The sequence below is a fragment of the Pedobacter sp. Leaf216 genome (assembly GCF_001421515.1).
In the GTDB taxonomy this organism is placed as follows: Bacteria; Bacteroidota; Bacteroidia; order Sphingobacteriales; family Sphingobacteriaceae; genus Pedobacter.
The window spans coordinates 31,924-48,002 of sequence record NZ_LMKM01000005.1; the positions used below are offsets into that span (position 1 = coordinate 31,924).

The following is a 16,079-nucleotide window of genomic DNA, read 5'->3' on the forward strand; positions in this document are numbered from 1 at the left end:
TTTCTCGGCTACGCTGTGCTTCGCTCGAAATGACGACCGCGCGAGGATGAGGGCCTAGGGTAAAGTACCCGTTTCCATCGTCATTTCGACCGTAGTGGAGAAATCTTTGGACTTTGTCAATAGCATCTTTAAAAGATTTCTCGGCTACGCTGTGCTTCGCTCGAAATGACGACCGAGGGGGATGACGGCATATAGTAAAGTACTCGTCGAATCGTCATTTCGACCGTAGCGGAGAAATCTTTGGATAGGCTTGTAGCGTGTTTAAAAGATTTCTCGGCTACGCTGTGCTTCGCTCGAAATGACGACCGAGGTGATGACGGCTGGAGTGAATTAATGCAATCGTTATGATCCGCCATCCAATTTACAACTTCCTATAAATACACCAATCCTTTACCGATTTTGCGCTATTTTTGAGATGACTATCCGCTTTATATTTTAAACTATATTTTTGAGTATCCCTAAACCATTTTGCTCACTCAACATGACTATTAAATCAAAAAAAATATCATTAATTACTTTAAAGGCAATATTTTGCTGCGTTTTGGCTTTAGTAAACGTTAAGCTAAGCGTTGCTCAATCGCCATGGATTGCATTAAGTAAAAAGCCTTCAACATTAGGTCTCGAAAAGGGTTTTTCAACTTTCGATGCAGGAGCTTTTACGCTGAAGCTTGTTAAGTCATCACAAACCGTGGCTGGTCTTCAACCTAAAATGATCAAAGATTTTGATTTCGTTCCGAGTGACAGTTTAAAAGTGCGTAGTGCAGATGGCTTATATCATTTAGGAGACATTAATTTAAAACTTCGCAATACAGGGGATGAAGTTTGGAAAAGCTACAGTACAGCGGCAAAAAGGAGTCCTGTTAAAAACATTCCAACAGGTAAAAATGGCTTTGCAGCAGCCGATCTTGCAGCAACATTACCAACTGATATCCCTTTGCAGATAAAGCGGATTTGGGAAATGCAGAACGGTAAACTGGTGCTTCGCTTCGAGCTGAAAAATAAAACCGACAAAAATGTAGAAATCGGTGCGTTGGGAATTCCAATGATTTTTGATAACATTTTAGAGGGAAGAACACTGGAGCAAACCCACGCTAAAAATGTATTTTACGATCCTTACATTGGTAAAGATGCAGGTTATCTTCAGGTGACCAGGTTAAGCGGGCATGCACCGTCTTTATTGGTGGTTCCGGTAGGGCAAACCCCATTCGAAGCTTACAATCCATTAAATGATGATAAAACGCCAAGAGGAATTGCCTTTGAGGGTTTTTACGAATGGATGGTGTACAGTAAAGCCTATGCAGAAAACGAATGGAAAAATGCCGAACAATGGAACAGCCCAACATCGATTGTTTTAAAGCCGGGCGAAACTTGTAATTATGCCCTTCAGTTTATCCTTTCAGGGTCAGCTAAGGATACTGAAAGTAAACTGATCGAAAATAAAAGACCTGTGGCCATTTCTGTTCCTGGTTATGTACTGCCACGAGATGTAGATGCGAAATTGTTTATCAGTTATCCCAAAAAGATAAAATCCATACAGGTTCAGCCAGAAAATGCATTAAAAGTAAAAGTGCTGGGCACAACTAAAAATGGTTGGAAAAGTTACGCAGTTACAGGCAATACCTGGGGTAGGGCAAGGTTATCAATCACTTATGAAGATGAATTGGAACAGACCATAAATTATAAAGTGATTGAGCCAGAAAGTGATGTAATAGCCAGTTATGGCCATTTTTTAACAACTAAACAATGGTTTAACCAGCCTGATCCCATTTTTAAAAGAAGTCCTTCTGCCATTACTTACGATGAGGAGAAACAACAGCAGGTTACACAAGATAATAGGGCTTGGATTGCAGGCTTGAGCGATGAGGGTGGGGCAGGCTCCTGGTTGGGCGCAATAATGAAACAGTTGGTTCATCCGGAAAAGGAAGAGGTTGATAAGTTAAAACAATTTGTTGATACCGTGATGTTTGGACGCATTCAGCTAAAGGATGGCCCTCAGAAGTATGGAGTTAAAAAGAGTTTATTTTATTATGCGCCAGATTCATTGCCGAAAGATACCTATGCGGCAAACATTAATTTCAAAACATGGTCTGCATGGCCAAAAAAGGAGGCCGATAATTTAGGCAGATCATATAACTACCCACATGTTGCCGCTGCACATTGGTTGATGTATCGGTTAGCACGGAATTATAAAGGACTTGTTGATGAGCAAAGCTGGAAACAGCACCTGGTTGATGCGGCGGAAACCGGAATGGCCATGGTGAACATTGCGCCTTATTATGCACAGTTCGGCCAGATGGAAGGCACCATTTTTTACCTCATCTTAACCGATCTTAAAAATGAAGGATTAACAGCAGAAGCAGGCAGGCTGGAAACCGAAATGAAAAAACGTGCCAACCATTGGCGGTCGCTGCAATATCCGTTTGGCAGTGAGATGCCTTGGGATTCTACAGGTCAAGAAGAAGTTTATGTATGGTCGGATTATTTTGGCTATCAGGATAAAGCAAATGTAACGCTTGATGCCATACTCGCTTATATGCCTGTGGTGCCACATTGGGCTTACAATGGCAACGCACGCCGCTACTGGGATTTTCTTTATGGTGGTAAACTTTCGCGTATTGAAAGGATGATTCATCATTATGGTTCAGCATTGAATGCCATTCCAGTTTTAATGGATTACCGAAAACATCCTGGCGATTTTTATCTATTGCGTACAGGTTACGGAGGTTTGTTAGGGTCGATTTCAAATATTACCAAAGAAGGTTTTGCACCAACTGCCTTTCATGCCTATCCATCAACCTTAAAAAACGATGGCATAACCGGCGATTATGGCTCTGGCTTTTTTGGCTATGCGGTTAATACTTCATCGTACATATTGCAGCATCCGGAGTTTGGTTGGCTGGCTTTTGGGGGCAACCTAAATAAAGCGGGAAACACAATCAATGTTAAATTAACAACAGCAGCAAAATCATCAGTGTATGTTGCGCCTGCCGGACTTTGGATTACGCTTGATGCCGGAACGATTGAAGAGGTTAATTACAATACCACCAATGGAGAAATCGGTGTAAAACTAAGCAAGGCAAACGAGTACACGCCAGTTGCAATATTAAGATTATCTCAGCCAGCAAAAGTTAATGGTGTGGGTAATTATTCAGTTAAAAATAATAAAACCGGTAATAGGGGAGCATATAAATTGCCGTTAGCAAATGAACGCGTAACCAATATCATTCTACAGAAATAGCATCAATTTATAAACTTAGTAAGCCTCGTGAAATAAAATTTTACGAGACTTTTTTTTGTTAATGTAATTTGATAATCAATTTGGTATGTATTTTAATCATGATTTATATTCAATTGACTTATTATTATAGTTTGAATCCCAATTGATTAAATAAACTATTCTATGATTTTTAATGGAATGGTGAGTAATTAGGTGATCGAAATGAATCCTGATTTTAGGAGTATGATTACTTTAAATAAAACCTTTAATTTTTTGTTTAACAATTAGCTATTAATGGAAAAAGTAATATTGTCCATTAAATAATCTGATCGTTATCATTTTTAACGAGGAAGCAAGATTGGCAGTAGAATTTCATGGAGTGAATATCCTTGTAGTGGCGTCATTTCGAGCGGAGTGAAACGTAGTTGAGAAATCTAACGGATAGATATCTTTCCCTATTTAACATCGGTGCTGCGCTCAACCGAAAGAACGCATGAGTTTTTGCCACGGAAGCACAGATTAACACAATCAGGCGAATTTCCTTTCTGTGACTTCTGTGTTTCCGTGGCTAAAAATTAAAGATTGGTTCCTTGTCAAAAGAATTTACAAACTTTCCTTAATTACCCTAACCCCATAAATAGGCCCTGCGCTGTTTTTCGCTTTAGGAAACAGCTTTACGGTAACTTTGCTTTTTCCTTTTGTTAATTCTGTAGGAATTTTATAAGAGATGTCGTAAAAACGGCTTTCCTTGTATTTGTTCAAATCTTCTGTGGCAACATTAACACCATCAACCATTACATCAAAATTGCGGCCGCGGTTATCCATACCCCAATATGATGCTATTATGGTATTCTGCATAGCTGGATCTACCTTCACATCGAACTGTAAAAAACCGTTTTCACCTGCTACACGCCATTTGCTGCCATGATCTTCACCCATATATTCTTTAGCTGCGGTAAAATTATGATCGCGTTCAGGCTGCATTTCTCCAAACCTGAATACATCGGTGGTTTTATCTTCCAACTCTTTCCTTTTGCGCTTTTGCTCGTCGTATATCTTTTGCTGCACCGTCCATTTTTCAGGGGTAAATACATCCCAATATACACTGTAGTATTGGTTTTTGGTTTGATAGAACGGAATAAGGGTTACATCCTGTGGCTGAGCAATTTTATTGGTTTCAAATTGTAATTCCTGTTTGTTCACTACGCTCAGCCAATCTTTAGGGTCGTTATTTGCGCTTACAAATACTGGTACACCTTTAACCGGATCAGGTTCTGTTGTGCCTAAAACACCCGCCAAAAGCACCGGACCATAAAACACCGCTCTACGGTCGGCATTATCAGGCATAGCCTCTGTATATAATTTTTCTGGTGTTACATAAGTAATTTTATCATTGTTTTTCCAGGTGCGGGTAATCACATAATAACCGGTTTCATCTGGCGTGATTTTTTGCAGCTGTCCATTTACCGAAATAGTAGTTTCTGTAGACCATTTAGGCTTCCTTACCCGGATGGAAAAATTAGATGCTTTGTTTAAACTGAGCGTTAAAGTTGTTTGGTCGCCTTGTGGTAATGCAGTTTGCTGAGTAATTTTCAAACCTTTTTCTTTCCAATCTAAAACTGAAGGAATAAAAAGATTCACATATAAACTTCCATCGCCACCCCTAAAATAAATGCTTTCGTTGTATTTTACATGGTTCTCCATGCCTGTGCCCACGCAGCAGGTAAAAGTGTTAAACTTATCGCTGTATTCTTTTTTACCACCCATGCGCAACGGTACGAAATAGCAAGTCATGCCATCATCGTGGTTTTGCGAAGCAAGAATATGATTATAAAGTGCCTTTTCATAATAATCGAACAGCTCGGCCGAAGGGTTTTCGGCAAAAAGATGTCCGGTTAATTTTAGCATGTTGTAAGTATTGCAGGTTTCGGTAGTGTTTTCGGTAAGCTTATCATTCAGTTTATCGGGTTCACTCAAATACTCGTAATTGCTGTTTCCACCTGTAACATAAGAGTGGTGGTAAACGATCGTTTTCCAGAAGAAATCGGCTATTGTTTTATCGTTTTTGTCGCCGGTAATTTCATGTCTTCTAGCACTGGCAATAATTTTCGGTATTTGTGTATTGGAATGTTTTCCTGGAAGGATATCGGTTTCTTTGGCTAAAGGATCAAGGATCCGTTTATCGTAAAACTTATAAGATAAATCGAGGTATTTCTTTTCCCCGGTGATAGCATATAGGTTAACCAGCGTTTCGGCCATGCCACCGTATTCGCAGAACAGCATTTTCTGCAATAATTCTTCATTTAAGCCTCCAATGGTTGTTCCAGTCCAATCGGCCAGGGCAATGCAGCTAGTTAAAGCTTTTTTATTGTTGGTATAAAGATAGGCATCCAGTAAACCTGCCATAATTTTATGAACGGTATACCATGGTGCCCAACCCCCGTTAAGGTCGAAACCCCCGGTTTTAACATTGCCTTTTGCCAGCTCGCCCCATATTTTGTCTTCATTGGTAAATGCACCTAAATAGCCGTTTTTTCTGGCTTTTTGGCATTCCGCCAGTTCATCAACAATATAATTTGCTTTTTGTAAAAATACAGGGCTGTTGCTCGATGCATATTGCATGGAAACAGCCGAAAGGTAATGCCCAAGCGAATGCCCTGCTAATCCATCTCCTTCCCAGCCACCATAAATTTTAGCTTTTGGCGTTAAACCTGCATTTTTTCTAAAACCCGATAATAACCTATCAGGATCTATAATGGTTAAATAAGCTTCGTCGGCTTTCATTGCCGTTTTAAAAGTGCTTTCCAATAAATTTACTTCCGAAAGGTCGAAAGCATAAGCTTTAATTGGTGTGGTATTTTTAACCTTTATGCGTTTATCGTTAAAGTGTGGTACATAGTTTTGGGCATTTACATTCAGCGCAAAAAACAGTGCACAGCCAAGTAAGCTTTTACCAATGTTTGGGTTCATCATATTAATGGTTTAGGGATGTTTTTACAGGAATAAAATTATGCAATTGGCAACAGCATAAAAACGCCATAATTTGCCGCTATTGTGCAGATTTTACCCATATTATTCGCTAACATAAAATTAATTGTGATTTTTGTACCATAATTTAACTTATAATTCGCAGATACAACCCATATTTTAGCCATTTGGCCAGATCTTTATCGAATGAAGATTGCTTTTGGGATATTTGCTTAACGCATAAAAAATATGTTCGAAAAGAAAGTTTATCTCCAAAGGAGAGCAGCACTAAAATCAACAATAACATCGGGTATTTTACTGTTTTTAGGTAATGAAGATAGTCCGATGAATTATAAAGACAATACTTATCATTTTAGGCAAGACAGTACCTTTTTATATTATTTTGGAATCAGTGAACCACTATTGGCGGCTATTATTGATTTGGATAATGACGAAACCATCTTGTTTGGAAACGAAATGGGTATCGATGATATCGTGTGGATGGGCCGACAAAAAACACTTGAGGAAAAAAGCCAGGATGCCGGACTTACAAAAGTACTTCCGTTAGATCAACTTGATGCTTACCTCAAACAGTACCAGGAAAAGAAAAGAACCGTTCAGTTTTTACCACCATACCGATCAGAGAATAAAATAAAACTTTCACACTGGTTTAATATTCCTGTTGATCAGCTTAAAGAGAAAGAATCAACCGAATTTATTAAAGCGGTGGTAGCGCAGCGGTCGGTTAAATCAGCAGAAGAAATTGAAGAGTTGGATCGTGCTGCGGCAATATCTGCCGATATCCATTTAATGGTAATGCAACAGGCAAAACCCGGTATGTACGAGCGCGAACTTGCAGCAAAAATACAGGGTGCAGCATTGGCATCTGGAGGTAACCTGGCTTATCCTGTTATTTTAACCGTGCGTGGCGAAATTCTGCACAACCATTATCATGGCAATCAATTGCAGGAAGGGCAGTTGGTTTTAAACGATTCTGGCGTAGAAACCGCTTTAGGTTATGCCGGCGATCTTACCCGTACTTTTCCGGTAGGGAAAAAATTCAGTGCTGAGCAAAAAGACATTTATGATATTGTACTTAATGCTTATACCCATGCTAAAAATTTATTGGCACCTGGTGTAAGGTATTTGGATGTGCATTTGGCATCGTGTAAAATGCTGGCGCAAGGATTAAAAGATGTGGGTTTAATGAAAGGAAATGTAGACGATGCCGTACAAGCTGGCGCACATGCCATGTTTTTTCAATGTGGAACTGGCCACATGATGGGAATGGACGTGCATGATATGGAAGATTTGGGTGAGCAATATGTAGGCTATACGGATGAACTGACTAAAAATACTACACAATTTGGATTAAAATCGTTAAGGTTGGGTAAAGCACTTGAGGCCGGTTATGTATTAACAGTTGAACCTGGTGTTTATATTATTCCAGAGTTGATAGACCGTTGGAAAGCCGCCAATCAGTTTACAGAATTTATAAATTACGATAAATTAGAACAGTTCAGAAATTTTAGTGGAATCAGGGTTGAAGACGACTTCCTTGTGACGGCGAACGGAAGCAGAATGCTGGGCAAACATTTGGCCTTAACCACTGAAGAAATCGAATCGATTAGGGGTGAAGCACTTTAACGTGAACACAATGTTATGCAGAATTTATTTGTGCCAACAATTAGGCCCTGAAATAAAACAATATTATAACCAGTAAAACAAATGAAAAAACTAACCTCCCTAACCGTACTCTTTTTAGCGTTTATTACAATGCTTTTCGCACAGGCTCCTAAAAAGGTTTATACTTTGGCCGATACCTTAAGGGGAAGCCTGAATGCCGAGCGTACGTGGTGGGATGTGCAACGTTACGAACTTGCTGTTAAGCCTGATTATAATGATAAAAGCATTACCGGCTCAAATAAAATTATTTACAAAGTTGTGGGCAATAACAATGGCCGTACGCGGATGCAAATCGATCTTCAGGAGCCATTGATTATTGATAGTGTGCGCTATAATGATGGTTCCAAGTTAAAGTTTGAGCATGTTGGTAGTGTTTGGTATGTACATGTATCGGCACAAAAGTTATCGGCTTTAAACAGTGTCCACATATTTTACCATGGCAAGGTACACCAGGCAAAAAGAGCACCCTGGGATGGTGGTTTCATTTTTACTATCGATTCACTTTCGCGCCCATGGATGACGGTGGCCTGCCAGGGTTTAGGTGCTTCGGTGTGGTATCCAAATAAAGATCATCAAAGCGATGAACCTAATTTAGGTGCTTCGTTAACCATGACGGTGCCTGATAGCCTGGTTGCTATTGGAAATGGCCGGTTGGTGTTTAAAAAAGATAACAGTAATGGTACCACCACTTATCAATACAATGTTAAAAACCCGATCAGCAATTATTGCATCATTCCATACATTGGTAAGTACGTTAACTTTAAAGAAAAATATGCCGGTGAAAAAGGTGCACTGGATGTAAATTATTGGGTGCTCGATTACAATTACGCAAAGGCGAAAACCTATATGCCCGATCAGGTGCATAAGATGATGAAGAGCATGGAACATTGGTTTGGCCCTTATCCATTTTATGAAGATGGTTACCAGCTTATTGACGCTTCGCATACCGGAATGGAACATCAATCGGCAGTTTCTTACGGCAATGGATACAAGTTTGGTTATAGGGGCAGAGACATGTCTGGAGATGGATGGGGATTGAAATGGGATTTTATCATCATTCACGAAAGCGGGCACGAATGGTTTGGCAATAACATTACCACTAACGATTTGGCCGATATGTGGGTACACGAAGGTTTTACCAATTACAGCGAAACCCTATTTGTTGATTATATTTTTGGCAATAAAGCTGGTAACGAATATAATTTTGGCATCAGAAAAGGGATCAGAAACGATACACCGATTATTCCCGCTTATGGGGTTAATGCACAGGGCAGTGGCGATATGTACCCAAAAGGTGGCAATATGCTACACGCCATCAGGCATAGTTTAAATAACGATGAACTGTTTAGGGCAATATTGCGTGGCTTAAACAAAACCTTTTACCATCAAACCGTAACTACCAAGCAAATTGAAAATTACATTTCTAAAAAGGCTGGTTTCGATTTTTCGAAAGTTTTTGATCAATACCTTCGTACGGTACAAGTGCCTGCATTCGAATATTACCTAAGAGATGGTAAAGCTTTTTATCGGTACAGCGATTGTGTAAAAGGTTTCAACCTGCCTTTAAGTTTAAAAAAAGATGGCATTAAAACACTTAAAATTTTTCCTTCGCAAAACTGGCAGCAGGTAGCATTGGCCAAAGGGCAGGCTGCTTTGTTTACTAAGCAGGATATAGAATTTATGTATTACTTGCAGGTGAAAAATACCAAATAATTATCTTTAACAGGTTGTCGGGTAAATAAATTTGCCTAAGGGTCGGCCTACATCGTCCTCGTTTGTAACGAGGATGTACGAGTAAAGCGATTTTATCGCTCTTGAAGGAATCATTGTCGCATTGCAAATGCCTACTTCAAAAATCCTCGTTACAAACGAGGACTATTTAAGCTTTAACCACAGATTTACACAGAGATCATTTTTTGCCACAGAAACACAGAAAGCACGGAGAATTTATAGATGATCATCCCTTAGTTGTGTTATCTACATCGTCCTCGTTTGTAACGAGGATGTACGAGTATAGCGATTTTATCGCTCTTGAAGGAATCATTTTCGCATTGCAAATGCGGACCTCAGAAATCCTCGTTACAAACGAGGACTATTTAAGCTTTAACCACAGATTTACACAGAGATCAGTTTTTGCCACGGAAACACAGAAAGCACGGAGAATTTATAGATGATCATCCCTTAGTTGTGTTATCTACATCGTCCTCGTTTGTAACGAGGATGTACGAGTGAAGCGATTTTATCACTCTTGAAGGAAAATTATTTTCGCATTGCAAATGCGGACCTCAAAAATCCTCGTTACAAACGAGGACTATTTAAGCTTTAACCACAGATTTACACAGAGATCAGTTTTTGCTCTATCGTCCTCGTTTGTAACGAGGATGTACGAGTAAAGCGATTTTATCGCTCTTGAAGGAATCATTTTCGCATTGCAAATGCGTACCTCAAAATCCTCGTTACAAACGAGGACCATTTAAGCTTTAACCACAGATTTACACAGAGATCAGTTTTTGCCACGGAAACACAGAAAGCACGGAGAATTCATAGATGATCATCCCTTAGTTGTGTTATCTACATCGTCCTCGTTTGTAACGAGGATGTACGAGTAAAGCGATTTTATCGCTCTTGAAGGAATTATTTTCGCATTGCAAATGCGGACCTCAGAAATCCTCGTTACAAACGAGGACTATTTAAGCTCAACATGACATATCTAATGTAGAATTGTTTTTAATGATACAACCTCTTCTTTTTCATAGGATACCTTTTTTTGTATCTCATTACTTTACAAAATATTAGGTTTTCTTTCATCCGTTTCTGTATTATTCAAATGGCATATTTATAACCATTATCGGTTAAAATCCAACAATACAACCTTTCCCCGATCAAGTACCTTTGGATATAGTGAAGTTTATGATTTAAAACTAATGCTTTGGGTTTAAATCATCTTGTTCCAATTTACAAATCATATATATTAAAACATAAAATCAGAATGAGTATTAAATGGACTGGGGTTTTCCCTGCTGTAACCACAAAATTTACGGCAAACGATGAATTGGATTTTCCGGCTTTTGATTTAAATATCGAAGCACAATTAGAAGCAGGAGCCGAGGGAATTATTTTAGGTGGATCACTTGGAGAAGCCAGTGTATTAACCGACGAAGAAAAGTTTGGTTTGTTATCGCATACCTTAACCGTGGTAAACGGCAGGGTTCCAGTGCTGTTGAATATTGCCGAATCGACCACCAAAAAAGCAATTGAAGTAGCTAAAAAAGCTGAATCGCTTGGCGCGCAAGGCTTAATGTTATTGCCACCAATGCGTTATAATGCTGCGCCTGATGAAACTTTGGCCTTTTTTGGTGCCATTGCAGAAAGTACCAGCCTGCCGATTATGATTTACAACAATCCGGTTGATTATAAAATTGAAGTAACGCTGGATATGTTTGAAGTTTTAACCAAATACGATAACATCCAGGCCATTAAAGAATCAACCCGTGACGTTTCAAATGTAACCCGATTGATTAACCGCTTTGGTGATCGTTTTAAAATCTTTACCGGAGTAGATCCATTGGCAATGGAAAGTATTGTAATGGGCGCACATGGTTGGGTAGCTGGTTTGGTTGATGCTTTCCCTAGAGAAACAGTTGCCATTTTCAGGTTGATTAAAGAAAACCGCATTGCAGAAGCATTAACCATTTACCGTTGGTTTTTACCTGTGCTTGAGCTTGATATCCACGCAAAACTGGTGCAGTACATTAAACTGGCAGAAGTGGCTACCGGGTTAGGTACTGAAGCCGTACGCGCACCACGTTTACCAATAAGCGGAACAGAAAGAGAAAAAGTGTTGAAAATTATTAACGATGCATTAGCTGTTCGTCCACAATTACCTGCAGGTAGCTGGGGCAAATAGTTTAAATACCAAATATGAACGGAAAAAATATTGTAGCCAGTACTTATGTAGAAGTTAATGAAAAAAGCCTTAAAGCTGTTAATCCCGCAACGGGGTTAACGCTTGATGGTGAATTTTTTAAAGCGAATGAAAGTCTTGTTCATGATGCGCTAACAGCCGCAACAGCAGCTTTCCAAAGCTATAGAAGTTTAAATAAGGACCTTAAAGCCGCTTTTTTAAATGCCATTGCCGATGAAATTGCCAGTTTAGGTGATATCCTGGTAAACCGTGCAGTTGAAGAAAGCGGTTTACCTTTAGGGCGTTTACAAGGAGAATTGGGCAGAACCACAGGTCAGTTGAGGTTGTTCGCCAATCTGGTAGCAGAAGGTTCGTGGGTAGATGCCATAATTGATACCGCATTGCCTGAAAGGCAACCCTTGCCCCGCCCTGATATCAGGCGCATGCTGATCCCAATCGGCCCTGTTGTGGTTTTCGGTGCAAGTAATTTCCCATTGGCTTTTTCAGTAGCAGGTGGCGATACTGCATCAGCACTCGCATCTGGTTGCCCTGTAGTGGTAAAAGCACACCCCGCACATTACGGAACCAGTGCACTGGTAGGTGGTGCCATTATTAAAGCTGCCGAAAAAACAGGCATGCCAAAAGGCGTTTTTTCAATGTTGTACGATGATGGTTATACTATCGGAGCAAGTTTAGTTCAACATCCGCAAACCAAAGCCGTAACGTTTACAGGTTCGTTTAAAGGCGGTATGGCACTGATCAATCTTGCGCAGCAACGCGAACAGCCTATCCCGGTTTTTGCCGAAATGGGCAGTATTAACCCTGTAGTTCTTCTTCCAAAGGCCATCGAAAATCAATCAGCAGAGCTGGCTAAAAAATATGCTGCATCAATTACCTTAGGTGCTGGCCAGTTTTGTACCAACCCTGGTTTATTGCTTGCCGTTCAATCGCCGGGTTTAGAAAACTTTAAAACGGTTTTAAAAGAAAGTATTTCTACAGTTCCATCTGCAACAATGCTTACCGAAGGTATTGCCCAAAATTATGGCAAACTATCTGCCGAGGTGGTTAGCGAAGGTGGGGTTGAACTTTTATCTGCTTCAACAGTTAAAAATAATGACCTTAAAAATCAGTCGGAAGCCAGAATTGCACAAGTAAGTGCAGCCGATTTTATTAAAAATCCAAAACTCCGCGAAGAAATTTTCGGTCCATATTCATTATTGGTAGTTGCGCAGGATATTACAGAATTAGAAGCTGCAATTGAGGTACTGGAAGGACAGCTTACCGTAACCCTGATGGCCGATAAGCAAGAGCTTCAGCAATACCTAACCTTGGTAAATAAACTCACCGATAAAACAGGAAGAATAATTTTAAATGGTGTACCTACAGGTGTGGAGGTTTGTGCAGCCATGCAACATGGCGGACCATTCCCGGCCACTAACGACAGTCGTTTTACTTCGGTAGGTGCTACAGCGATAAACCGTTTTGCCCGTCCGTTGGCTTACCAGGATTGGGAACAAGAGTTATTGCCTGATGAATTGAAAGATGGAAATCCTTTGGGGATTTTTAGAATGGTGAACCAAAAATTAACGAAATCTCATGAGTAAAACTTTTTTTTGTGTAGATGCACATACCTGTGGAAATCCGGTTAGATTGGTAGCTGGTGGGGGTCCTCAGCTTGTAGGCGCGAATATGAGCGAAAAACGCCAGCACTTTTTACGTGAATTCGACTGGATCAGAACAGGTTTAATGTTCGAACCACGTGGGCACGATATGATGTCGGGCAGTATCCTTTATCCGCCACATGATCCTGCCAATGATGTTGCCGTATTGTTTATCGAAACCAGTGGTTGCCTGCCCATGTGCGGTCACGGTACAATCGGTACCATTACCATTGCCATTGAAGAAGGATTGATCCAACCTAAAATCCCCGGGGTAATAAGAATGGAAGCACCGGCCGGATTGGTGTTAATCGAATACAAACAGGAAGGAAAAAAAGTTAAATCTGTTAAACTCAAAAATGTGGCTTCATACCTCGCCGCAGAAAACCTTCAGGTAGAATGCCCTGATTTGGGTACCCTTACCTTTGATGTGGCCTATGGTGGTAACTTTTATGCCATTGTAGATCCTCAGGAGAATTTTCCGGGATTGGAGAACTATACTGCTTCACAACTCATTACCTGGAGCCAAACCATCAGAAAACGCATTAACGAACTATATACTTTTGTACATCCGCAGGATGCAACGATAAATGGCTGTAGCCATGTATTGTGGACCGGGAAAACAATCGATCCTACATCAACGGCCAGAAATGCTGTTTTTTATGGTGATAAAGCCATAGATCGATCGCCATGCGGCACCGGAACTTCGGCGCGTTTGGCCCAATGGTATGCTAAAGGAAAGCTTAAACAAGGGGAGGATTTTATCCACGAAAGTTTTATCGGTAGTAAGTTTATTGGCAGGGTAGAAGAGGTGGTAGATTTAAATGGCATCAAAGCGATAATACCAAGTGTAGAGGGCTGGGCAAAAATTTATGGATACAATACCATTAAAATTGATGCTGAGGATGATCCCTATGCTTATGGATTTCAGGTGATTTAGTAATAATAAAAAGAATGACGAAAGTATTAATTATAGGCGGCGGAATTGTAGGCTTAACATCAGCATATTATTTGCAGAAAAAGGGCTACGAGGTAACCATTTTAGATAAGGGAGAAATTACCGATAACTGTTCTTTCGGTAACGCAGGGATGATTGTGCCAAGTCATTTTGTGCCATTGGCCGCTCCAGGTATGATTAAACAGGGTATTAGATGGATGTTTAACAGCAAAAGTCCGTTTTATGTGCGCCCATCGTTAAACGGGAATCTCATTAACTGGGGATTAAAGTTTATGAAACACGCCACGGCAAAGCATGTAAGTCAATCGGCAGAACCCTTGCGCGATCTTTCATTGTTGAGCAAAAAGTTGTATGAAGGTTTGGCTAAAGAACCCGATTTTAACTTCGAACTCACCAATAAAGGCATTCTTGCATTTTATAAAACCGAAAAGGCAGGCGAAGAAGAAGCACACTTGGCCGAAAAAGCAATTGAACTCGGTTTGGATATGGCTGTGCTCACCGCAGATGAATGTAGCGCTTTACAACCTGATTTAAAATTAGATGTGTTGGGTGCGGTACATTACCGTTGTGATGCACACCTTTACCCCACCAAGTTGATGAATGCCCTGTTGAAGTATTTAATTGATAACGGTGTGAACATTGAACGTGGAAAAGAGGTTGATAAAATTGAAACTTCGGGCAATCGCATTGCTAAAGTTTTTACCGGTAACCAGGCCTGGGAGGCCGATCAGTATGTAATTGCTACAGGATCGTGGTCGCCGGCGGTAGCTAAAATGGCCGATCTTAATATCTCATTAATGCCCGGTAAAGGATATTCCTTTATGGAAGCAGAACCTCAAAACCGTTTAACAATCCCTGCATTATTGTGCGAAGCCAGGGTAGCCATTACGCCAATGAACGGGCAGATCAGGTATGGAGGGACAATGGAATTGGATAAAATTAATAACAGAATTAATATGCAAAGGGTTAAAGGTATTGTAGAATCTGTACCTAAATATTTCCCTGACTTAAAACCTGCAATTCCTGCCGAAAAAGATATCTGGTATGGCTTCCGTCCGTCATCACCAGATGGATTACCTTATATTGGCAGAAGTGAAAAACGGGAAAATTTAATTGTAGCCACCGGGCATGGTATGATGGGATTGAGCTTAGGGCCTGCTACAGGTTTACTGGTAAGCCAGATTGTTGCTGGTATGGATACCGATCTAAAATTGGAGCCATATGCCGTAGTTCGATAACGGGCTTTGGTTTTTTCAGCTTGTATGTAGTATTCCCAGAGAAGTCAAGTTTTAAAAACTTGACTTCTCTTTTTTGCGATTTATTTTTGTAAAAAATAGAACTTACCTAGTTTAATTGCCTTAAAACTTACGTCCGCATTAAGATTCCCGCATGCGCGGGAATGACGACCGTGTTAAAAGATTTGCTAAAAGGATTGCTTTTGATCGCTCTTCTATTTTACTGCTCCTAAGGTTTGTGGGCGATCGTCATTGCGAAGCCAATTTTTCATTGGAAGAAGCAATCTTTTATATTCAGCAATTGCTTCCTATCTCACAATGCCGATATTATTAGCACACTTAGCGTTTTATACTTTCAGCCCCAGAGAAGTCAAGTTTTAAAAACTTGACTTCTCTTTTTTTTGAGATTTATTTTTGTAAAAAATAGAACTTACTTAGTTTAATTGCCTTAAAG

Annotated in this window: 8 protein-coding genes; 7 read left to right on the forward strand and 1 reads right to left on the reverse strand. The window is 40.1% G+C overall.

Going from position 1 to position 16,079, the window contains the following annotated elements; genetic code table 11:
• The first annotated feature begins 481 nt into the window (after positions 1–481).
• Positions 482–3,238: a DUF5695 domain-containing protein gene (locus ASE74_RS03910; protein ID WP_055904460.1), complete on the forward strand. Its 2,757-nt coding sequence runs from the start codon at positions 482–484 to the stop codon at positions 3,236–3,238.
• Between the two features lie 582 nt (positions 3,239–3,820).
• Here ASE74_RS03910 and ASE74_RS03915 read toward each other — a convergent pair.
• Entirely contained in the window at positions 3,821–6,190 is a 2,370-nt protein-coding gene (locus ASE74_RS03915; RefSeq protein ID WP_055904462.1) for a glycoside hydrolase family 127 protein, read from the reverse strand.
• Between the two features lie 243 nt (positions 6,191–6,433).
• Between ASE74_RS03915 and ASE74_RS03920 the strand changes: the two genes are divergently transcribed.
• From ASE74_RS03920 to ASE74_RS03945, 6 genes are all read left to right on the forward strand, one after another.
• Positions 6,434–7,831 (forward strand): aminopeptidase P family protein, encoded by a 1,398-nt coding sequence (locus ASE74_RS03920; protein ID WP_055904465.1) that lies wholly within the window; start codon positions 6,434–6,436, stop codon positions 7,829–7,831.
• An 81-nt stretch (positions 7,832–7,912) separates the two neighbouring features.
• Positions 7,913–9,583 carry a M1 family metallopeptidase gene (locus ASE74_RS03925; protein ID WP_055904468.1) on the forward strand — a complete coding sequence of 557 codons (1,671 nt, stop codon included), beginning with the start codon at positions 7,913–7,915 and terminating at the stop codon, positions 9,581–9,583.
• Positions 9,584–10,859: 1,276 nt separating this feature from the next.
• Positions 10,860–11,777: a dihydrodipicolinate synthase family protein gene (locus ASE74_RS03930; protein WP_055904471.1), complete on the forward strand. Its 918-nt coding sequence runs from the start codon at positions 10,860–10,862 to the stop codon at positions 11,775–11,777.
• Between the two features lie 14 nt (positions 11,778–11,791).
• Complete coding sequence (locus ASE74_RS03935) at positions 11,792–13,378, forward strand: aldehyde dehydrogenase (NADP(+)) (RefSeq protein WP_055904474.1); 1,587 nt, start codon at positions 11,792–11,794, stop codon at positions 13,376–13,378.
• Positions 13,371–14,372 carry a 4-hydroxyproline epimerase gene (locus ASE74_RS03940; RefSeq protein ID WP_055904479.1) on the forward strand — a complete coding sequence of 334 codons (1,002 nt, stop codon included), beginning with the start codon at positions 13,371–13,373 and terminating at the stop codon, positions 14,370–14,372. The genes ASE74_RS03935 and ASE74_RS03940 overlap by 8 nt, the downstream gene beginning before the upstream one ends.
• Before the next feature lie 14 nt (positions 14,373–14,386).
• Complete coding sequence (locus ASE74_RS03945) at positions 14,387–15,628, forward strand: FAD-binding oxidoreductase (protein ID WP_055904482.1); 1,242 nt, start codon at positions 14,387–14,389, stop codon at positions 15,626–15,628.
• Positions 15,629–16,079 lie beyond the last annotated feature (451 nt).

Bases quoted from the DNA above. Each gene is read 5' to 3' on its own strand.
- ASE74_RS03910 (WP_055904460.1), top strand. From the start codon at position 482: ATGACTATTAAATCAAAAAAAATATCATTAATTACTTTAAAGGCAATA.
- ASE74_RS03915 (WP_055904462.1), bottom strand. From the start codon at position 6,190: ATGATGAACCCAAACATTGGTAAAAGCTTACTTGGCTGTGCACTGTTT.
- ASE74_RS03920 (WP_055904465.1), top strand. From the start codon at position 6,434: ATGTTCGAAAAGAAAGTTTATCTCCAAAGGAGAGCAGCACTAAAATCA.
- ASE74_RS03925 (WP_055904468.1), top strand. From the start codon at position 7,913: ATGAAAAAACTAACCTCCCTAACCGTACTCTTTTTAGCGTTTATTACA.
- ASE74_RS03930 (WP_055904471.1), top strand. From the start codon at position 10,860: ATGAGTATTAAATGGACTGGGGTTTTCCCTGCTGTAACCACAAAATTT.
- ASE74_RS03935 (WP_055904474.1), top strand. From the start codon at position 11,792: ATGAACGGAAAAAATATTGTAGCCAGTACTTATGTAGAAGTTAATGAA.
- ASE74_RS03940 (WP_055904479.1), top strand. From the start codon at position 13,371: ATGAGTAAAACTTTTTTTTGTGTAGATGCACATACCTGTGGAAATCCG.
- ASE74_RS03945 (WP_055904482.1), top strand. From the start codon at position 14,387: ATGACGAAAGTATTAATTATAGGCGGCGGAATTGTAGGCTTAACATCA.